Origin of the sequence: Flaviflexus massiliensis (genome assembly GCF_001375495.1) — a bacterium.
In the GTDB taxonomy this organism is placed as follows: domain Bacteria; phylum Actinomycetota; class Actinomycetes; order Actinomycetales; family Actinomycetaceae; genus Flaviflexus; species Flaviflexus massiliensis.
The window spans coordinates 274,278-294,018 of sequence record NZ_LN831058.1; the positions used below are offsets into that span (position 1 = coordinate 274,278).

The 19,741-nt window shown below is 60.2% G+C and carries 17 protein-coding genes; 2 read left to right on the plus strand and 15 right to left on the minus strand.

The features are described from left to right. Window positions 1-181 precede the first annotated feature (181 nt). On the minus strand, window positions 182-2,899 hold the full coding sequence (ppdK, locus tag BN1241_RS05120) for a pyruvate, phosphate dikinase (protein WP_054952627.1): 2,718 nt from the start codon (window positions 2,897-2,899) through the stop codon (window positions 182-184). Window positions 2,900-3,096: 197 nt separating this feature from the next. Between ppdK and BN1241_RS05125 the strand changes: the two genes are divergently transcribed. Continuing rightward, window positions 3,097-3,672, plus strand: a complete 576-nt coding sequence (locus BN1241_RS05125; protein ID WP_054952628.1) for an HdeD family acid-resistance protein — start codon at window positions 3,097-3,099, stop codon at window positions 3,670-3,672. Between the two features lie 256 nt (window positions 3,673-3,928). On the opposite strand, the gene BN1241_RS05130 is transcribed toward BN1241_RS05125, so the two are convergent. The 6 genes from BN1241_RS05130 to BN1241_RS05155 form a co-directional block, all read right to left on the minus strand. After that, window positions 3,929-6,463, minus strand: coding sequence for an ATP-dependent Clp protease ATP-binding subunit (locus BN1241_RS05130; protein WP_054952629.1), 2,535 nt, complete (start codon window positions 6,461-6,463; stop codon window positions 3,929-3,931). A gap of 85 nt (window positions 6,464-6,548) precedes the next feature. Further along, complete coding sequence (gene dtd, locus BN1241_RS05135) at window positions 6,549-6,971, minus strand: D-aminoacyl-tRNA deacylase (RefSeq protein WP_054952630.1); 423 nt, start codon at window positions 6,969-6,971, stop codon at window positions 6,549-6,551. Beyond that, the gene (locus BN1241_RS05140) at window positions 6,971-7,267 is read right to left on the minus strand and encodes a DUF2516 family protein (protein ID WP_054952631.1); all 297 of its coding nucleotides are present in this window, start codon (window positions 7,265-7,267) and stop codon (window positions 6,971-6,973) included. The genes dtd and BN1241_RS05140 overlap by 1 nt, the downstream gene beginning before the upstream one ends. Further along, a complete protein-coding gene (gene ygfZ / locus BN1241_RS05145) occupies window positions 7,264-8,319 on the minus strand; it encodes a CAF17-like 4Fe-4S cluster assembly/insertion protein YgfZ (RefSeq protein ID WP_054952632.1) in 1,056 nt (351 codons plus the stop codon). Before ygfZ ends, BN1241_RS05140 begins: the two co-directional genes overlap by 4 nt. Then, entirely contained in the window at window positions 8,316-8,870 is a 555-nt protein-coding gene (locus tag BN1241_RS05150; RefSeq protein WP_054952633.1) for a heme-binding beta-barrel domain-containing protein, read from the minus strand. The genes ygfZ and BN1241_RS05150 overlap by 4 nt, the downstream gene beginning before the upstream one ends. Before the next feature lie 109 nt (window positions 8,871-8,979). Then, window positions 8,980-9,711, minus strand: a complete 732-nt coding sequence (locus BN1241_RS05155; RefSeq protein WP_054952634.1) for a hypothetical protein — start codon at window positions 9,709-9,711, stop codon at window positions 8,980-8,982. A 443-nt stretch (window positions 9,712-10,154) separates the two neighbouring features. Here BN1241_RS05155 and BN1241_RS05160 point away from each other — a divergent pair, with 443 nt between their 5' ends. After that, window positions 10,155-10,865, plus strand: a complete 711-nt coding sequence (locus BN1241_RS05160) for a FadR/GntR family transcriptional regulator (protein WP_054952635.1) — start codon at window positions 10,155-10,157, stop codon at window positions 10,863-10,865. A 68-nt stretch (window positions 10,866-10,933) separates the two neighbouring features. Here BN1241_RS05160 and BN1241_RS13235 read toward each other — a convergent pair whose 3' ends face one another. The 8 genes from BN1241_RS13235 to BN1241_RS05195 all read right to left on the minus strand — a co-directional run bounded on the left by BN1241_RS13235 (window position 10,934) and on the right by BN1241_RS05195 (window position 19,718). Continuing rightward, a complete protein-coding gene (locus tag BN1241_RS13235) occupies window positions 10,934-11,152 on the minus strand; it encodes a hypothetical protein (protein ID WP_230198266.1) in 219 nt (72 codons plus the stop codon). A 36-nt stretch (window positions 11,153-11,188) separates the two neighbouring features. Then, the gene (locus tag BN1241_RS13240) at window positions 11,189-11,620 is read right to left on the minus strand and encodes a cyclase family protein (protein ID WP_230198267.1); all 432 of its coding nucleotides are present in this window, start codon (window positions 11,618-11,620) and stop codon (window positions 11,189-11,191) included. A gap of 286 nt (window positions 11,621-11,906) precedes the next feature. Next, entirely contained in the window at window positions 11,907-12,686 is a 780-nt protein-coding gene (pstB, locus tag BN1241_RS05170; RefSeq protein ID WP_054952636.1) for a phosphate ABC transporter ATP-binding protein PstB, read from the minus strand. A 42-nt stretch (window positions 12,687-12,728) separates the two neighbouring features. Further along, window positions 12,729-13,823 (minus strand): phosphate ABC transporter permease PstA, encoded by a 1,095-nt coding sequence (gene pstA, locus BN1241_RS05175; protein ID WP_054952637.1) that lies wholly within the window; start codon window positions 13,821-13,823, stop codon window positions 12,729-12,731. Then, window positions 13,820-14,938 (minus strand): PstC family ABC transporter permease, encoded by a 1,119-nt coding sequence (locus BN1241_RS05180; protein WP_054952638.1) that lies wholly within the window; start codon window positions 14,936-14,938, stop codon window positions 13,820-13,822. Before BN1241_RS05180 ends, pstA begins: the two co-directional genes overlap by 4 nt. An 85-nt stretch (window positions 14,939-15,023) precedes the next feature. Next, the gene (locus tag BN1241_RS05185; protein WP_077138288.1) at window positions 15,024-16,250 is read right to left on the minus strand and encodes a phosphate ABC transporter substrate-binding protein PstS; all 1,227 of its coding nucleotides are present in this window, start codon (window positions 16,248-16,250) and stop codon (window positions 15,024-15,026) included. A 163-nt stretch (window positions 16,251-16,413) separates the two neighbouring features. Then, window positions 16,414-17,391, minus strand: a complete 978-nt coding sequence (locus BN1241_RS05190; protein WP_054952640.1) for an NUDIX hydrolase — start codon at window positions 17,389-17,391, stop codon at window positions 16,414-16,416. Next, on the minus strand, window positions 17,388-19,718 hold the full coding sequence (locus BN1241_RS05195) for an RNA degradosome polyphosphate kinase (RefSeq protein WP_082418221.1): 2,331 nt from the start codon (window positions 19,716-19,718) through the stop codon (window positions 17,388-17,390). Before BN1241_RS05195 ends, BN1241_RS05190 begins: the two co-directional genes overlap by 4 nt. Between the last annotated feature and the right edge of the window lie 23 nt (window positions 19,719-19,741).

Genomic DNA, 19,741 nt, shown 5'->3' on the forward strand with positions numbered 1-19,741 from the left:
AATGCTATACACCAGATTATCCCTTTTAACGGCGTAGACGGCTAGCCGTTTCATGGAGGACGGAACTTGTCGCGCAGGGCGCGGACTCCCGGGTGGTGTGCGAGTCACGCTCACACACCACCCGGGAGTGCCCTCGTCTTATCTAAAACTCCACTGGTTGTCGAAAACTCTTTTCGTTATCCTAGAAGTCATCCGGTGATTCGTTGGAGACCGCAGCCCGGCCCGCTTCGAGCCGTGCCACTGGCACCCGGAACGGAGAGCATGACACGTAGTCGAGTCCGACCTTGTGGAAGAAGTGGATCGACAGCGGGTCACCACCGTGCTCGCCACACACTCCGCAATGAATGCTGGGTTTGACCGAACGAGCATTCTTCATTCCGACCGAGACAAGGTTGCCCACTCCCCGAGTATCGATCGATTCGAAGGGTGAAACCCCGAAGACACCGAGGTCGAAGTATTCGTTGAAGAAGGTGGCTTCCACGTCATCGCGCGAGAATCCCCACGCGGTCTGGGTCAGATCGTTCGTACCAAACGAGAAGAAGTCAGCCTCTTCCGCAAGCGAGTCTGCGGTAATGGCGGCACGGGGTAGCTCGATCATGGCCCCGATGGGAATCGTGAGCTTTACTCCGCGGGACTCCCCCACTTCGGCAATGATCCGCTCAGCATCTTCTCGAATGATCTGTAGTTCCCGGGCGGAACCGACGAGCGGCACCATAATTTCGGGAAGCGGGTGACCTCCCGCCTCGAGGCGGTCAGCGGCAGCTTCAGCGATGGCACGAATCTGCAGCCCAAAGAGTCCGCGAATCTTCAGGCCGAGCCGCACTCCTCGCAAGCCCAGCATCGGGTTCTGTTCGTGCTGTTCACGGACCGTGTCCAGAAGCTTCCGCTCCTCTTCCGTCACTTCTTCACCCGTGGCTTCCTTGACCGCGATCTTGACGGAAAGGTCGGTGATGTCGGGAAGGAATTCGTGCAGGGGCGGGTCGATCAAACGCACCGTTGTCGGCAGGCCGTCCATGGCCTCAAAGATCCCAATAAAGTCACCCTTCTGCAACGGGAAGAGGGCATCGAATGCACTGTCGCGCTGCTCGTCGGTTTCGGCCAGGATCACCTTCTCGATCAGTTGCCTGCGGTCCCCGAGGAACATGTGCTCGGTGCGGCACAGCCCAATACCGGTCGCTCCGTAGGCGCGGGCTCTCGCAGCATCCTCAGGAGCATCCGCATTGGCCCGGACGGTCAGCTTCGCCCTCCTATCCGCATGCGTGAGAAGAAGATGGACAGAGGTGACAAGTTCCTTCGTTGCCTGATCCTGAGCTGCTGCCAGTCCAGCATCCAGTCCCTCACTGATGTAGACGGTTACGGGGGATGGCATGACGGGAACATCACCGAGGAACACTTCACCCGAGGTGCCATCGATCGCGATCACATCACCGGCGTGAAGCACCCGGTCCGTGCCGCGGATCTTCATCGTGCCGTTCTTCTCGTCAATGATGAGAGCCTCCGCACCGACAACACAACAGCGTCCCATGCCGCGAGCGACCTCGGCAGCGTGGGAGGTTTTGCCGCCGCGGGCCGTCAGGATTCCTGCCGCAACAACCATGCCCTCAAGATCATCCGGGTTGGTCTCTCGGCGCACAAGAATTACGTCAGCCCCCGCATTCGTTCTCTCCACCGCCTGAGCATTGGAGAACACGATCTCACCGACCGCCGCACCGGGGGATGCTGCCATGCCCTTCGTCAGAACAGTCTTCTCCGCCTCATCATCAAATTGCGGAAACAGCAGCTGGGTTAACTGTTCGCCCGAAACCCTGGCGAGTGCCTCGTCACGGGTGATGAGTTTCTCCTCAACAAGCTGGGCGGCAATACGGAACGCGGCCGACGCCGTTCTCTTTCCAACACGGGTTTGCAGCAACCACAGCTTCCCGTTCTCCACCGTGAACTCAATGTCGCACATGTCCCGATAGTGAGTTTCGAGCGTGTGCATGGTCGCCATCAGCTCGTCGTACGACGCCTTGTCAATGTTCTCGAGCGCTTCCAGGGACAGCGTGTTGCGGATTCCAGCAACAACGTCCTCACCCTGCGCGTTGACGAGATAGTCGCCGTAAACACCGCCCTGCCCAGAGGATGGGTCGCGCGTGAAACACACACCAGTACCGGAATTGCTTCCCTGGTTCCCAAAGACCATGGCCTGAATATTGACCGCCGTACCCAGGTCGTGGGGGATGCGCTCGCGGCGCCGATAGATCGCGGCACGCTCGGTGTTCCACGAACGGAACACCGCTTCCACCGCAGCATCCAGCTGCTCGCGTGGATCAAGCGGGAAGGGAGCTCCCGTCTCGCGTTCCACGATGGCCTTAAACTCTTCGACGATCCCCTGCAGGGCTTCAACATCCAGGTCGGTATCCTGCTCGATGCCAAGCCCTTCCTTCGCATTATCGAATGCCTCGGAGAACAGGTCTCCATCAATGTCGAGCACCGTCTTGCCGAACATTTGGATGAGCCGGCGGTAGGAGTCCCAGGCGAAGCGGGAATTGCCCGACCGAGTCGCAAGCCCGTGCACAGACTCGTCGTTGAGACCAATGTTGAGGACGGTTTCCATCATGCCGGGCATGGAGAATTTCGCTCCGGAGCGGACCGAGACGAGGAGCGGGTTATCGGCCTGCCCGAGTTTCTTTCCCATGTCCGCTTCCATGTTGCGTAGCGCGGTTGTCACCTGCACCTGCAGAGAGTCCGGGGAGTGCCCCTCCTCCAGGTAGGCGCGGCACGCTTCGGTTGAAATCGTGAATCCCGGCGGTACTGGGATTCCAAGCTTCACCATCTCTGCCAGGTTCGCACCCTTGCCGCCCAGCAGATCCTTCATATCCTTATTGCCTTCGGTAAAGGCGTACACGAAAGTCGACATCGTTCCTCCATTGGACCCGTCCAGACTGTGCCTTATGTCACCATTCACGGTAACACTTGGGCCCTTCGGGTTGGGAGACTTAGGTCCCCGTTAACCAGCACCATCACCCCTTTCTTTCCCCGTTGTCTAACTGCTGCGGCGGTGACATGGCGGGGTGTGGTCGATAAGCTGTGGTGAGAATACATAAGGAAGTACCCATGTTCTCTTTTCTTACTCGCTCCTGGTGGATTCCTTTCATCGCGGGCATCATCGCCATCATTTTCGCCTTCTTCGCGATGGTCATGCCTCGCGCCACCATCAGCGCCCTCCTCATCGTGTTCGCCGTTTTCCTTCTTGTCCAGGGCGGTTTCCTTATCTACTCGGGACTTCGGGGCCGGGAGCGGGGGCCGCTGGGCACGGGAATGATCATTTCCGGCATCATCATCGTCATTGTTGGCATCTGGACTATCGTCGCAACAGAATCCGCGGCGGAAGTGCTCATTATCGTCATGGGAGCGTGGGCGATCGCCCTTGGGCTGTGGACCCTCGTGTCCTCGCTCAGCATCCGCCATGTCATTGAACAGTGGTGGCTGTCCGGCATCGCCGGTATCGGCCTCATCATTGCCGGCGTTCTCGTCATCGCCCAGCCGTGGGTTGGCGTCACCGCGATCTCCCTCAGCATCGGTTTCGGAGCCCTCCTGTGGGGTACGCTCCTCACCTGGATCGGCTGGCTCCTGCGCGCGATCAACCACAACACCGAGCCGGACAATCCCACGATTGACCACCGAGACTAAGAACAAAACAACTGCAAGGAGGCGCCGAACTATCGGCGCCTCCTTTCCTTCCTGCAGCCTTCCCCACCCGTGATCCACCTTCCCACGGCCAGATCAGCATTCAGTCCCTGCCACCGGCAGGGGCTAAATAAGCAAGGCCTGGCAGCCATGGGGATTGGGAGCGCGCGGGTATAGATAGGAAAGCGGGGAGAGGTGATTTCCTCTCCCCGCTTGTTCAAGCATGAGCTCTTACTGGCTGTGCCTGTCTTATGCAGTCCTACTGTTGGGGCCCTGCTTCGAGTGCGCTGTCGTCCAGAGCGTCGACCGCTTCGTTGATCTCAGCCTCTTCGACTTCCTTGACGTTCTCGCCAACGAAGGTGAAGGACATCGGGATGTTGTCCCGATCGACACCAACCTTGATGGTTTGGCCGGGCTTGAGTTCACCGAACAGGATCTTCTCGGACAGGCTGTCCTCGATGTCACGCTGGATGGCGCGACGGAGGGGGCGGGCACCGAGGACCGGATCGTAGCCGCGTTCAGCAAGGAGTTCCTTGGCTTCCTGCGAGATCTCGATCTTCATCTCCTGAGCCTCGAGGCGCTCCGCAAGCTGGGCAACCATGAGGTCAACAATCTTGAGAACCTCATCCTGCGTGAGCTGCGGGAACACGATGACTTCGTCAACACGGTTGAGGAACTCGGGACGGAAGTGCTGCTTGAGCTCGTCGTTCACCTTGGTCTTCATCCGGTCGTAGGACGTGCCCGTGTCACCAACCACCTGGAAGCCGGTGTTCTGTGCGCGAGCAATGTCCTTCGTGCCGAGGTTCGTGGTCATGATGATGACCGTGTTCTTGAAGTCCACGACACGACCCTGCGAGTCAGTGAGGCGTCCCTCTTCAAGGATCTGAAGGAGGGAGTTGAACAGGTCCTGGTGGGCCTTTTCAACCTCGTCGAAGAGGATGACGGAGAAGGGGCGGCGGCGTACCTTTTCGGTCAGCTGGCCACCATCTTCGTAACCCACGTATCCGGGAGGCGCACCGAAGAGACGCGACACGGTGTGCTTCTCCGCGTACTCGGACATGTCGAGCGTGATGAGAGCATCTTCGTCGTCGAACAGGAATTCGGCGAGTGCCTTCGCAAGTTCGGTCTTACCAACACCCGTCGGGCCGGCGAAGATGAACGAACCGCCGGGGCGCTTCGGGTCCTTGAGGCCTGCGCGGGTGCGGCGCATGGCCTGGGAGAGGGAGCGTACGGCTTCATCCTGGCCGATGATCCGCTTGTGCAGTTCATCTTCCATGCGGAGCAGCTTCTGCGACTCTTCCTCGGTGAGTTTGAAGACGGGGATGCCGGTGGACATGGCGAGAACTTCGCTGATGAGGTCCTCATCAACTACGGACACCTGGTCCATGTCGCCGGCCTTCCAGGCCTTGTCCTTCTCGGCACGTTCCTCGGCGAGACGCTGTTCCTTGTCACGCAGGGCTGCGGCCTTCTCGAAGTCCTGACCGTCGATCGCGGATTCCTTCTGCTTGCGCACTTCGACGATCTTCTCGTCGAGTTCACGCAGCTCCGGCGGTGCCGTCATCTTCCTAATCGCGAGGCGAGCACCCGCCTCATCGATCAGGTCGATGGCCTTGTCCGGTAGGAACCGGTCGTTGACGTAACGGTCGGAGAGCGTTGCGGCCGCTCCGATCGCGTCGTCCGTGATCGTGACACGGTGGAAAGCTTCGTAGCGGTCGCGCAGTCCGCGGAGGATGTTGACGGTCTGTTCCACGGTAGGCTGATCCACCTGGATCGGCTGGAACCGGCGCTCCAGGGCAGCATCCTTCTCGATGTGCTTCCGGTACTCGTCGAGGGTGGTGGCGCCAATGATCTGGAGTTCACCGCGGGCCATCATCGGCTTGAGGAGCGATGCGGCATCGAGTGCGCCTTCGGCTGCACCCGCACCGACCATGGTGTGCACCTCGTCGATGAAGAGAATAATGTCGCCACGCGTGTTGACTTCCTTGAGGATCTTCTTGAGCCTCTCTTCGAAGTCACCGCGGTAGCGGGAGCCGGCAACGAGCGAACCCATGTCGAGAGCGTACAGCTGCTTGTCACGGAGGGTTTCCGGAACGTCGCCTGCCGCAATGGACTGCGCAAGGCCTTCCACAACCGCTGTCTTACCAACACCGGGTTCACCGATGAGGACGGGGTTGTTCTTGGTGCGGCGCGACAGCACCTGCATGACACGCTCCGTCTCGGTGTTACGTCCGATGACGGGGTCGAGCTTGCGTTCGCGGGCTGCCTGGGTCAGGTTGCGACCGAACTGGTCGAGAACCGTGGAGCCGGCCTTCTGGCCCTCGCGAGGCCCCGTGCCAACACCAACGGATTCCTTGCCCTGGTAGCCACTCATGAGCTGGTTGACCTGCTGGCGCACGCGACCGAGGTCAGCGCCGAGCTTCACGAGCACCTTGGCGGCCACGCCGTCTTGCTCACGGAGCAGGCCGAGTAGCAGGTGTTCGGTACCGATGTAGGAGTGACCGAGTTGCAGGCCTTCCCGCAGGGCGTATTCCAAAACCTTCTTCGCGCGGGGCGTGAAGGGAATGTGACCGGAGGGGTTCTCGTTTCCCTCACCGATAATGTCGATGACCTGGACGCGAACATCTTCGAGTGAGATGTCGAGGGCCTCAAGGGACTTCGCAGCGACACCTTCGCCCTCACGAATGAGGCCGAGAAGAATGTGCTCAGTACCCAAGTACTTATGCTTGAGGTTACGAGCCTCGTCCTGAGCAAGCACGATTACGCGCCGCGCACGGTCAGTAAACCGTTCGAACATTGCGCCTCCTTATAATAGCTTCACTCACTGTAACGAACGTCGAGGTCAGCTCATGCCCCTGTTCGCCACTGGCGTTAGCGCATGATCAACATTCCCACCAGAGCGTAAACGGACCGTCGTTCACGCTCTCCACCGCCATCATCGCCCCAAACTCACCGGTCTCCACGGTGAGCCCGTGCGCCTGCCGGAGCTCGGTGGCGACCCGTTCGTAGATTTCTTCCGCCACGTCACCGGGTGCCGCATGCGACCAGGAGGGCCGCCTGCCTTTGCGGATGTCCCCGTAGAGGGTGAACTGGGAAACAAGAAGAACAGGCTTACCTGTCTCTGCCGCGCTCCTGTCGCCAAAGATTCTCTGGTCAGCGATCTTTCTTGCCGTCAACTCAATCTCTTTGTCACCGTCTGACGGTGCCACCCCGAGCAGAACAAGGAGCCCGGACCCAATTTCGGACACGAGCCTGTCTTCCACCGTGACACTGGCACGTGTCACGCGTGAGATCACTGCCCGCACTACCAGGAACCCCGATCGTTGCACCGCCTCGGCATTTCATCCAGTTTCGGCTTCACGGTGCCGAGATAGTAGATGACGAGAACGAGGCAGGCGAGCGAGAGCAGGAAACTGCCGGGAATCTGGAACGGGAGCAATCCAGCGCGGAGAGCACCACCTGCCGCAAGGGTTGCCACCCAGGCCCACTTGCCCATCGTTCCCGCCCAGTCAAAGGCAGCTTTTTGGCGGGTGATGGCGTCGATGATTGCCCAAATGAACAGGGCAACAACGAAGTAGTTGAAGAGTGCGCCAATACTCATATCCTGCGGACCTTCGGCCGCTCGTACGAGAGCTCGGTCCGACCATCGGTATTGACGATCACTTCCGCGAGCGCAGGAATACCGTCCACGGTCAGCTGAGCATCCGTTGGGGTATTGCGCTTGAGAACACCGAGAGCAACCGGCCCCTCATCCATGTCCCGTCCGCGGCTCGTCAGCGTACCAACGACCTTTTCCCCCATAAGAATCTCGCTTCCCACGGGCGGGAGCCGCTCTTCGGACCCGTCGAGGTGGAGGAGGACAGCCCTGCGGGGCGGGCGACCGAGGTTGACGGTGCGGGCGATCGCTTCCTGTCCGCGGTAGCAGCCCTTGTTCAGGTGCACGGCGGAGCGGAGCCAGTCCCATTCGTGAGGCAGTGCCTTCTCATCGGGATCGAGCGCGGGTCGGGGGCGTAGGTCAACAATCCGCTGGGCTTCCCAGGCGAGCATTCCCGCCATGCTCCCCTCCCATTCGTCCACCGCGTCCGAAAGTTCGGCCTTGGGCACGAAGGCAATGAATCGCTGGCGGCCCGCCGCGGGGTGCTCAGATTCGGGGGAGCCGTAGGCCACCGAGTCACCGGCGACTTTCGGCCACGGGTCCCGCCACGTCACAAACGCACGCGGCACCTCAATGTTCCCAATCCCACCAAGGAAGGCGACATCGTCACGGAGGGTGACCTCGACGCGGAGCATGAAGCGCATCTTCGTCAAGAATTCTGCCAGCTCTTCTCCCATGCCAACGTCGGTCAGCAGGTAGAGGGTTTCACCGTCGTCGTAGACCGCAGCCGGAACCTGAATGCGTCCCTCAGCGGTTAGCAGGATCAGTTCCGTTGACGTACCGGGTGCGAGGTCGCTGATGTGCTGGGTCGTGAGGCTGTGCACCCACGAGAGCCTGTCCGGTCCCGTGACGGTGACAAGTTCAAGGTGCGAGAGGTCAACGAGCGCCCTACCACCCATGAGCGCACGCTGTTCTCGTGCTGGGGATCCGTAGTGCGCGGGTACCGCAGAGTCGATGCCATCACCGAGGACTGCCCCCGGAAGCTCTGCCGGAATCATGATTCCACCACTTTCGTTAGCCGCCCTGCCGCATAGGACTGCATTTCTTCACCAAAGGCGGCCATGTCGTAAGCAAAGAGAAGATCCGAATCAACGAGAGCGAGCTGCAGCTGGGATGCGTTGACTTCCGCGCCGGTTGCGGAGCGCACCATCGCATCCGACACGAATTCCATGCGCGGGGCCTTGACCGCACCCACGTAGAGCGTGACCCGCCCATCGGGTGTCGCAATCATGGCTTCCAGCTGCCCCTCTTCTTCGGGGGACTGACGCAGATAGCCGGTGGCGTCCTGCCACAGTCTTTCCTCCGTCAACTGGGCCACTCCCCTATCGCCGGGCAGTTCCTTATCAATATCGTCCGGGTCTTCGTTCGCGAGGTACCACGTGGAATGAATCGTCAGGTAGGGGCCGCCGTTATTGGTGATCTCCAGATCACAGATGATCGCGGCTTCCTCAATGCCCGGGTATCCGAGCATGCCGTACCCCCGCCACTTGCCCACGATAAAAGCCATGGGATACGTCTCGGGCGCCAGGTTCTCCGGAATCTCAAACATGCTACGAGCTTAACGAACGACCATAGGTGCGAGCCAGACACTTCGCCCACGGCGCATGCCACACCGCACTGGCCGAAACTCAGTCACGAAGCGGACTCTCGAATAGGTATTAGCCTTGGAGGAGAACAAGCCCCAGGCAGTAGGAAACCAGCGCACCCACGCAGAGCGGCACCATCGACAGGGCAAGGCCGGGCCGCCGCCGAGTCGCGGGGGGAAGCCTGCGCAGGAGCGAATCAAACACCGCCATGATCAGCCCGGCCGCCACCCCTGCGATGCTCGCCCAGTACCAGGGAATATCGGCAAAGAGCAGGAAGGCGAGAGCACCGAGGAATCCGCCCGCCATGTACACCACGTGGCGCAGGTGGCGCAGTGAGTGTGGGATCAGCATTTCCAGGAACGTGGCGACAATGATGGCGAGCAGAACGGCCCGCACTGCCTCAGCACCGTGATCAAACAGGGAGAAAGCGCGAATCCACAGCGTCGCCAAGAGCGCGAGAAGCGCCCCCGACACGGTTCCTGAGATTTGCTCAAGCAGGCGCGGCCGACCATCCTTCCGCGCCATCTCTGCAACAAACCCCACGATCACTACAAAGCCGGCGAGGAATGTCAGCTCGCGCACCGTGAAGAAGTACGCGACGAGAGTTGCGGCGATTGCGGAACCAGCGATGACCTTGCGTGCGGTCCCCGGGTTGGGGAGCTCGATCAGGAAGGACCAGCCAATCGCGAGAAGAATGCCGATTAGAGCGCTGCCGACAGCAACGGCCTCGAGGCCCACAAAAGTCGCCCCCAAGAGCAACCCCGCACCCGCAATGGTGATCAGGGCACGCGCCCTCGCGCTCATTCGTGTCTCTACTCCACTGGCCACGCTTCGATCTTGCCACGTCCAGTGCCTGGATCCACTATCAACGACTAACATTTCACGAGAACATCCGCAGGACCTGAACCTTCGTTCACGAAATCAGTCGCGAAACGCACTCTTCACACCGCAGAAACACCGGGACGTGAACACGTTGACGAACGAAGAAATCCAAGCAAGAATGGTGTCACGGCACCGGATCGCGAAAGCCCCGGGCTCCAACTATTGCCGCTACGAGTGGCCTCCGCGCCGACAGGCGCTATCCGGTTCGGTGTCGCCAAGTTAGCGTCGGCTTTGCCGGCGCTAACTTATTTTTCCCGGCAGATGCGATCGCCCGCTCCCACGGATAACTTGGCAGATCCTGTGCCGCGACAGCAGTTTGATGCGGACTCCGTGCGACAATGTTGACGCACCTACAAGGAGTTTTCATGTCCACTGATCGCGTCACGGCTACCGTTGACGACATCCTTTCGAGAATCCATTCTGGAGAATTTGGTACCGGTCACTCGCTTCCACCGGAGGCTGAGCTCGCCGCCCTACTCGACGTTTCTCGCCCCACGATGCGCGAAGCGGTTCGCTCCCTTTCCACGCGCGGCGTATTGACGGTTGTGCATGGTCGCGGGACATTTGTGAATCCTGTGCGGTCCTGGACCGATTTACCAACGATGATCAGCGCCCTCGAGCGTACGGAGTCACCCCGCCAGATCGGTCTTCAACTCATCGAGTTGCGGCGCATGATCGAGGTTGGGGCATGCGGGCTGGCCGCACGGAATCGGACGGACGAGGACCTGTCAGCGCTGCGGGGTCACCTGGAAACGTTCTCCAGTGCCGAGGAGGCCGGGGATATCGCCGGTGTTGCCCAGGCCGACATGGACTTCCACTCCGCGATTCTCGTAGCGAGCAGCAATCCGTTCCTGCCAACGATCATGCTCCCCCTCCAAGACGCACTCTCGTCCTCTCGGCGTCGCACGAGCGAGAATCCCGAGATCCGCGGCCGCGCCTCCTACCATCATCGCGCGATCCTGGCGGCCATTGAGGCCGGCGATGAGAGCCGGGCAAAGGATGCGATGAGGGCGCACATGACCCAAACCCGGAACGATATTGCGAACCACCTGTCGGATCAAGCACTGGGTGCCTAGCAGAAAAACGCCAGGCACCCGCGAGCTTCGCTGTTCAGATCGTCTCTGAACTCACTTCATCTCCGAGCTCAGTCGGCCAGCAACGCCATTGCGTTCACCTGGCCGGAGTCGATTCCTTTCACGCGGAGCGGCCCCATTGTCAAAACCTTGATCTTCTTGTTCTCCAGCGGGGCGAGGCTCATGTCCTCAATGCCGGTGATGACGTGGTCGTTGTAGTTGCCGAGTAGCCATCTGTGGGCTTCTGGGCCGTGATCGTTCGTGGGTGCCGCGATCGACATCCACTCCATGCCGATGCAGTCGAGGGCGGGGGATTCTTCCGACAGTCAGCGGCAGAGCTCCGACTGCAGGGCAACGCCGTTGTTCTGATACATGTGGGGGTCGCTTGTGCGCTTCTCTTCGAAGCCGGTGCGGATGAGGAGGAGTCTCTTGTCGGCGAGCTGTTCCGCGTAGGGTTCCAGATCTTCCTTCGTGACAATTTCGTCCGGTCCGTTGCGGTGCGGGAAGTCGACGAGGAGGATCTCCTCACCGAGGTAGCCAAACTTCTCCATGGGTAGTTCGTCGAACGGAACGCCGGTCGTATTGAAGTGGCGCGGGCCGTCCATGTGCGTACCGAAGTGATTCGGCAGGGTGAGCAGGTGGGAGTTGAAGGGCTTCCCTTCTGCGGACAGGTGGGTATCTTGTTCGATGCTGAGGACGGGCTCTCCCGGCCAGGCAACATCGTTCGGGTCAAGGACATGGGCGAGGTGTACGAACATCGCTGTTCTCCTTTGTGTGTCGTAGCGCAACAATAACTCCAACCTCAGAGGTCTTCAGTGGGTGAAATGTACGCATTTCTTCTAAGCGCCAGGGTTAACAAATTCTGACTTTCTCCCGTCCTGTCGCCGATAAGCCACGGTAGCGGACACACATTTCCTTCTTTAAACCTCTACTCCTCCACGCCTGCGAGCTCCTTTCATCTGGTAAAAGGTAAACGAAGAGGAGTGCACCCTTGTGGGATGCACTCCTCACGATCTCTTGCCCTATCTGAGTCGGGCAGTCAGATCAGCCGAAGCGGCCGGAGACGTAGTCTTCGGTGTCCTTCTTCGCCGGGTTGGAGAAGATCTTCTCGGTCGTGTCGTACTCGATGAGGTGGCCAGGCTTGCCGGTGCCCTCAATGTTGAAGAAGCCAGTCATGGAGGACACGCGTGCAGCCTGCTGCATGTTGTGCGTCACTATGACGATGGTGTAATCCTTCTCGAGCTCACGGATGAGGTCCTCGATCGCGAGGGTTGAGATCGGGTCAAGTGCCGAGCAGGGCTCGTCCATAAGGAGCACGTCGGGCTTGACGGCGATGGCGCGGGCGATGCAGAGGCGCTGCTGCTGACCACCGGAGAGGGAGGATCCGGGGCGTCCCAGACGATCCTTCACTTCCTCCCAAAGGTTGGCGCCGCGGAGCGAGAACTCCACCAGGTCGTCAGCATCGGACTTGCTCATCTTGCGGGAGTTGAGCTTTGCACCGGCGAGCACGTTGTCGGCAATCGACATGGTCGGGAACGGATTCGCGCGCTGGAACACCATGCCAACGGATGCGCGAACATCGACCGGGTCAACGCCGGGGCCGTAAATGTTCTTGCCATCGATGATGGCGTCACCCTCGACGCGTGCGCCGGGGATGACCTCGTGCATACGGTTCAGGGAGCGCAGGAATGTTGACTTGCCGCAACCGGAGGGGCCGATGAGGGCGGTGACGGAGCGGGGTGCGATGTGCATGGTGACATCTTCAACTGCGAGAAAGTCGCCGTAGTAGATGTTGAGGTTTGAGACATCAATGCCTTGGTTCACAGGATTTTTCCTTCCACGGGTTCCATTGTGCCGGGTTACGGCTTACTTTTCGCCCTTTGGCGCGAACGCCTTGGCAATGAATCGGGCAATCAGGTTCAAGATCAGAACGAGAAGAATAAGGGTCAGGGCACCGGACCAGGCAAGGTCACGTGTCGACTGGTTACTCCATGACGAGTACACGTAGGTCGGCAGGGTTTCCATGTAGCCGGAGAACATGTTCCAGTTGAACACGTTCGTGGTGCCGGTGGTGATGAGGAGCGGCGCGGTTTCGCCGATGATGCGGGCGATGGCGATGACGACACCGGACACGATGCCGGGCAGCGCGGTGCGCAGCACGACCTTGGTGATCGTGCGGGACTTCGTCACGCCAAGCGCATAGGAGGCTTCGCGCAGTTCGTTCGGAACGATCCGGAGCATCTCTTCCGTGTTCCTAATAACGATCGGGGTCATGAGTACCACGAGTGCAACCGAACCCATGAAGCCCGTCTTCATCTGCAACGCGGCCGAGGTTCCCACAAAGTATTCGGCAATCGTGGGGATCATGGCGGCTGCGAACAGGCCCGCAACGATCGAGGGGATACCGGTCATGATGTCGACGAGGAACGTGACAACCTTTGCGAGGGTGCCGCGACCGTATTCGACCAGGTAGACGGCGGTCATGATTCCCAGCGGAACAGCAATCAGTGCGGTGGTGCCGGTGATGACGAGCGTTCCGACGAGGGCGTGTCCCGCACCGGTCACGTGATCGGCAAGGGTGAGGCCGTCGCGGTCGTTGGTGAGGAAGTCCCAGCTGAACTCACTGACACCGGCCTCAACAACCATCCATAGGAGGGAGAGGAGCGGAGCGACAGCGATGAGGAATGCGGCAACGATCAGGCCGGTCACCATGCGGTCAACCGCGTACCTGCGGCCCTCAACAAGGAAGGAGGTGCCGGTGGAGATGACCAGGTAGAGAACGAGCGTTAGGACGACGGTCGCGATCGGGGTAGCCCCCTCAAATCCCCACAGTTCGAGGAGGAGGTATGCCAGTCCGGCGGAGACAAGGACGGCGGCCGCTGTGAACCAGCGCGGTAGGCGCTTGCCGTGGGTCTCCCCTGTCGGGGTGCCCTCGACCTTTTCTGGTGTCAGGGTACTCATGCGTTTGCTCCCGAGAATTCCTTGCGGCGGTTAACAATACCGCGGGCAATGAAGTTGACGACGAAGGTGAGCGCGAACAGGAGCAAACCGAGTGCGATCAGGAAGGGCTGTTCGAGCGAAGGATTGTCTGCCGTGCCGGCACTGGCTTCGGGCCAGTGGAGGGCGATGCGGGAGGCAATCGTCGAGTGCTGTCCGACGGAGAAGATATCGAAGTTGACCTGGAGGCCGGCCGACAGAACCATGAGCACGGCCATGGTCTCACCGAGTGCGCGACCAAGTCCCAGCATGGCTGCGGAGACCATGCCGGAGCGGCCCATAGGCAGCACGGTCATGGTGATCATTTCCCACCGGGTGGCACCGAGTGCCATCGCAGCCTCTTCCTGAAGGCGGGGGGTCTGGATGAAGACTTCGCGGCACAGAGAGGTGATGATCGGCAGAACCATGATGGCGAGAATGATCGATGCCATCGCAATGTTACGTGCGGGACCGGCAGCGACACTGAGCGTATCCGGGTTGATCGGCCACCACTCCCACTTCTCAGCCGCATAGTTCAGGCCTGGGAAACCACCGCTCCACACAACTTCACCATCAACGGTTTCACCCTCGCCGGTGAAGAATACGACGATGGGACGAATGTAGTCTTCGATCCAGGTGAAGATGGGCTTCATCAGTGGCTCAAGTGTCCACATACCCCACATACCGAAGATAATGGAAGGGATCGCGGCAAGTAGGTCAATCACGTAGCCGAGCGCCTGCGAAAGCCTGCGCGGAGCGTAGTGCGAAATGAAGAGGGCGATACCGATCGCAAGCGGAACGGCAATCGCGAGCGCCATGAGGGCCGACAGGACGGTGCCGAACAGCGCACGTGCCGCGAATCCCCAGAAGGTCAGCTGCTCACCGCCAATGCGAGAGAAGCCCACCTCCTGCGCGATTTCTTCATTGGAGGCCGTGTAGACCTGGTAGGACTGCAAAAGCAAGAAGAACGCGACAGCACCCAGGAGCAGGAGAATAGCGATTCCCGCGCCGTAGGCGAAGCCTTTGAAAGCCTTGTCCCCACTGGAACCGACTGACCTCTTAGGCTTCTTTGTCTCGTCTCTCGTTGTCACTGTAGACACGCGAAACTCCTTTGGTTAAACCCTAAAGGCGGGCTGGCCAGAAGCCAGCCCGCCATCAGGCAACTATATTGTGCAACGACGCCGATTACTCGGTGACGATGGCGTCAATCGCAGCGAAGACGCGGGACTGCAGCTCGTCGGAGATGGGTGCGTTACCGCCGTTAGCCTGAGCCGAGAACTCCTGGCCCTCGTCGGAAGCCATGTAGGTGAGGTAGCCCTTGACGTTGGCTGCTTCCTGAGCATCTTCGTACTCGGTGCAAGCAACGATGTAGGAGATCATGACAACCGGGTATGCGCCCTCGATCGAGCCGTCGCGCTTGAGGTCAACGGTGAGGATCTTGTCGGTCGCATCGTCGGTTGCTTCGGAGCCGTCAACAATCGCAGCTGCTGCCTCGGGAGAGTAGGAGAGCCACTCGCCGTTCACGTCAACGTTAGCTGCGCCGAGGTCACCGATCTGCGAAGCGTCAGCGTAGGTGATGGCACCTTCGGTCTGAGCGGTCAGGTCGACAACACCGTTGGTCTTCTCAGCGGACTGGGTGCCCGAGATCGGCCACACGTCTTCAGCCTCGTAGGGCCATGCCTCTTCACCAGCGGATTCGATGATGTACTGGACGAAGTTCTCGGTGGTACCGGAGTCGTCAGCGCGGTTGACCGGGACGATTTCGAGGTCGGGGAGCTCAACATCCGGGTTGTCGGCAACGATAGCGTCGTCGTTCCAGTTGGTGATCTCACCGGAGAAGATCGCTGCGATGTTCTCGGGCGACAGGTTGAGGGAGTCAACGCCGGGCAGGTTGTAAGCAATGGCGATGGGCGAGATGTAGAGCGGGAGCTCGAGGATCTCTGCGCCACAGCGCTGCTCTGCTGCTGCGATCTCTTCCTCGTCGAGGATCGAGTCGGTGCCAGCGAAGGAAACTGCGCCACCAATGAACTGCTCGCGGCCGGTACCGGAACCGGTCGGGTTGTAGTTGATGGTCACGCCGTAGTCAGACGAGAAGGAGTCACGCCATGCCTGCTGAGCGTTCTGCTGCGAGGAAGCACCGGAGCCGTTGAGCGAACCGGAAACGCCCAGGTCTTCGATCGCGGTGGGTGCCTCGGAGGACCCGGTGGTGCCTTCGGACTCTTCCTCGGTAGCGTCTTCCGACGTATCCTCGGTGGTCTCTTGGGCCTCTTCCTCGGTGGTCTCTTCAGCCGAAGTTTCCTCTGCTGACGTCTCCTCGGTGTTGTCGGAGTCGTCGGAGCAGGCGGTCAGTGTGATTGCAAGGGCGCCGGCGAGTGCGAGCGATGCAGCCTTGCGGGAACGGGTGATGTTCACGGTCGTTTCCATCCTTTGGATTAGTTCTGGGCGAGCGCGAAGCTCTGGACCACGATCTACGGTAAACGTGCAGGGTGACCAACGAACCCCGTTACGGTTAACAGTTGGTTAACAGTTCCGTGAATCAGCTCACCAAACACGGCGTTACCCGGGCAAAACGCCACTAAATGGATGGGCGGAGTTTTTCGAGGGCCACGATTCGTGCCTTCCTCCCCTTGCGTCCGGACACGTGAGCGATGAGAGCCTCCCCGGTCTGCAGCCAGGGATCTTCCTTCGGCACCTGCTTCATGACGGAGTGCGGTGCCCGATCCTTGAAGGCCTCCACGATCGTCGGGAGGGTTGGTCGGTGCGCGCACAGCGCGACCGGCGCCTCGTTTACTCGGAGCAGTTCATCAATGAGCCGGTAGACGGGTCGCTGCTTCTTTTCGTGCGCTGCCTCGGTCAGTGAGTCATGGGTTTCGATCTCGATTCCCATGGCCTGCCGGTAGGGCTGCAGGGTTGCCACGCACCGCTCCCACGGTGAGGAAACGAGGCGGGTGACGCCGTAGGCGGATAGCAGCGGGATCATTTCCTTCGCCATCTTCTCCCCCGCAGGCGTCAGTGGCCGAGTATCTTCCGAACCCTTTCCCTTCTTCCACGCGGAACGTTTCATGGCGCGGCTGTGCCGCACAACAATGAGGGTCCAGGTTTTAAGCTTGTCGTCGTTGTTCTGGTCAACAAGTTTCCCCAGCAGGTCACGGTCCGACTCCCGGGTTAATTTGTCGAACGCACGGTCAGCCTGCACCCATTCGACCCTGTCAACCTCGGTAGTCTTTGCGGGGGCGACGTGGGGGCGCACCTTGAACAGTTTCGTGTTCGGGGAGAGCGGTTGGGCCGCCCAGTAGTGGGTGGTTTTCTTCCGCCCATCCCCCAACCGGTACGTCACGTTGCCGAGCGGTTGCCCAAGAAAGATCGGAACCCCGGTCTCTTCCTCTACCTCGCGGATCGCAGCAACAGGAATGTCCTCCCCGTTGTTGAGCTTCCCCTTCGGTATCGACCAGTCATCGTAGGAGGGTCGGTGAATGAGAAGAACTTCAAGCTTCCGGTTGTGGATGCGCCACACCACGGCACCAGCCGCAACAACGTCGGGCTTTGAACTCAATTCTTCACCCGTGCTCGAGCGTTCTTCATGAGGAGCTCCTGGATATCAGCGAGAGCCCGCCCCTCATCATCCTTGTTGACTCGGCGCCACCCATCGGCCCCGAGATGCCAGGAGGAGGTGCCATCATCGGTCGCAATATCGAGCAGTTCGAGGAGGCGCACGATCTGACCGGGGTCGATGATCTTGATGAGTGCCTCGACCCTGCGGTCCAGGTTGCGATGCATGAGGTCGGCCGAGCCGATGAACACATCCGGGTCACCACCGTTGTGGAACGCGAAGATCCGAGAATGCTCGAGAAACCTTCCAAGAATTGACCGGACCTTAATGTTGTCCGAGAGTCCGGGGATGCCCGCGCGGAGCGCACAGATGCCGCGGACCTGGATCGAAACGGGAACACCGGCTTGCGATGCTCGGTACAGGGCGTCGATCAGCTTCTCGTCAACAAGGGAGTTGACCTTGATCTTGACCCAGGCTTCCTTGCCCGCCTGCTTGTTGGCGATCTCCCGTTCGATGCGCTCAAGCAGTCCGGGGCGGACCGTGCGGGGCGCGACCAGGAGACGGTGGAACTTGGTCCTCGGAGCATAGCCCGACAGCTGGTTGAAGAGCCTGGTCAGGTCCTGACCAACATCCCGGTTCGAGGTGAGCAAGCCAAGGTCTTCGTAACCGCGTGCGGTCTTCGAATGGTAGTTACCGGTGCCGACGTGGCAGTAGCGGCGTAGCCCGTCTTCTTCCTGACGGACAACAAGGCACAGCTTGCAGTGGGTTTTGAGCCCAACAATGCCGTACACGACGTGCACGCCGGCCTGCTCGAGCTTGCGTGCCCACTCGATGTTCGCGGCCTCGTCGAAACGGGCCTTGATCTCAACAATCGCGAGAACCTGCTTGCCGAGGCGGGCCGCCTTGATGAGGGAGTCAACGATCGGGGAGTCACCGGAGGTGCGGTACAGGGTCTGCTTGATCGCCAGCACCTTCGGATCCGCAGCCGCCTGCGCGATGAACTGCTGCACCGAGGTCGCGAACGAATCGTAGGGGTGATGAAGGAGGATGTCCCGTTCCTTGATGACGTCGAAGAAGTTCGTGGGCGTCGAGGACTCCACGTCCGCGAGGCCGCGTGCCGTGACGGGCACAAACTTCTTGTACTTCAGTTCGGGGCGATCCAGGTCGTGAATGACGTTGAGCCCGGTCAGGTCGAGCGGTGCAGGCAGTCGGAACACGTCGGATTCACGCACGTCCAGTTCCGTCATGAGGAGGTTGAGGACGTGATCGGAAATGCCCTCGGCAACTTCCAGGCGCACGGCGGGGCCGAAACGGCGCCTCATAAGCTCCTTCTCGAGCGCGGTCAGGAGGTTCTCTGCATCGTCCTCTTCCACCTCCACGTCCTCGTTGCGGGTGACACGGAAGGTGTCGTATTCGACGACCTCCATCCCCGGGAACAGGGTATCAAGGTGGGCACCGATGATTTCTTCCAGGGGAACGAAAGAGGTCTTGCCGGTCATGAGCGACACATCTTCCGGATCGAAGGACCGTCCCTCCTCGTCGATCGCAATAAACCTGGGAAGCAGGGGCGGAACCTTGACGCGCGCGAAGTGCTCCTTGCCGGTACTGGGATTGCGAACAACAACCGCGAGGTTGAGGGAGAGCCCGGAAATGTAGGGGAAGGGATGGGCCGGGTCAACGGCAAGCGGGGTGAGAACCGGGAAAATATCGGACCGGAACATCTTCCGCAGTCCCTCGTGCTGGTGCGGCTCCAGCTGCTCCCAGTGCACGATGTCGATACCTTCGGATGCGAGCTTCGGTTGCACATCATTGGCGAACACCTGGGAGTGCCGCCACATGAGTTCCTTCGCGGTCTCAGTGATGCCCTCAAGAACCTGGCGCGGGGAAAGCCCCGAAGCCGAAGGAACAGCGAGACCGGTTGCGATGCGTCGCTTGAGGCCTGCCACTCGCACCATGAAGTATTCGTCGAGGTTGGAGGCAAAGATTGCGAGGAACCAGGCGCGCTCCAGGAGCGGCAATTCCTCGTCTTCAGCCTGTTCAAGAACGCGCGCGTTGAATGCGAGCCAGCTCAGTTCACGGTCGGCAAACCTGCCGTCCGGAAGATCATCGGGCTCCTCGCCCTCACTCTGGTCTTCCAGCTGAGCGGCAAGCGATGCGAGGGGAACGGGGGAACCGGTCCTGGCCGCGGCACGAACGCGTGCCCTGCGGGCAAGCTCGTCCTCGGTATCCGTCACCTGTTCCGTCTCCTCCTCAACCTCGTCTTCAATGTCGACGAAGTCTTCCTGGTCATCACGGCTGTCCTCAACCGAGGATCGAAGTTCACTCTCCATGTTCGGTATTCTCCTACCTTTGG

Coding starts and splice junctions, on each gene's coding strand:
- BN1241_RS13240 (WP_230198267.1), bottom strand. CDS start 11,620: ATGTTCGTACACCTCGCCCATGTCCTTGACCCGAACGATGTTGCCTGG.
- BN1241_RS05130 (WP_054952629.1), bottom strand. CDS start 6,463: ATGTTCGAACGGTTTACTGACCGTGCGCGGCGCGTAATCGTGCTTGCT.
- BN1241_RS13235 (WP_230198266.1), bottom strand. CDS start 11,152: ATGGAGTGGATGTCGATCGCGGCACCCACGAACGATCACGGCCCAGAA.
- BN1241_RS05195 (WP_082418221.1), bottom strand. CDS start 19,718: ATGGAGAGTGAACTTCGATCCTCGGTTGAGGACAGCCGTGATGACCAG.
- ygfZ (WP_054952632.1), bottom strand. CDS start 8,319: ATGATTCCGGCAGAGCTTCCGGGGGCAGTCCTCGGTGATGGCATCGAC.
- BN1241_RS05140 (WP_054952631.1), bottom strand. CDS start 7,267: ATGAGTATTGGCGCACTCTTCAACTACTTCGTTGTTGCCCTGTTCATT.
- BN1241_RS05155 (WP_054952634.1), bottom strand. CDS start 9,711: ATGAGCGCGAGGGCGCGTGCCCTGATCACCATTGCGGGTGCGGGGTTG.
- BN1241_RS05125 (WP_054952628.1), top strand. CDS start 3,097: ATGTTCTCTTTTCTTACTCGCTCCTGGTGGATTCCTTTCATCGCGGGC.
- ppdK (WP_054952627.1), bottom strand. CDS start 2,899: ATGTCGACTTTCGTGTACGCCTTTACCGAAGGCAATAAGGATATGAAG.
- BN1241_RS05150 (WP_054952633.1), bottom strand. CDS start 8,870: ATGTTTGAGATTCCGGAGAACCTGGCGCCCGAGACGTATCCCATGGCT.
- pstA (WP_054952637.1), bottom strand. CDS start 13,823: ATGAGTACCCTGACACCAGAAAAGGTCGAGGGCACCCCGACAGGGGAG.
- BN1241_RS05160 (WP_054952635.1), top strand. CDS start 10,155: ATGTCCACTGATCGCGTCACGGCTACCGTTGACGACATCCTTTCGAGA.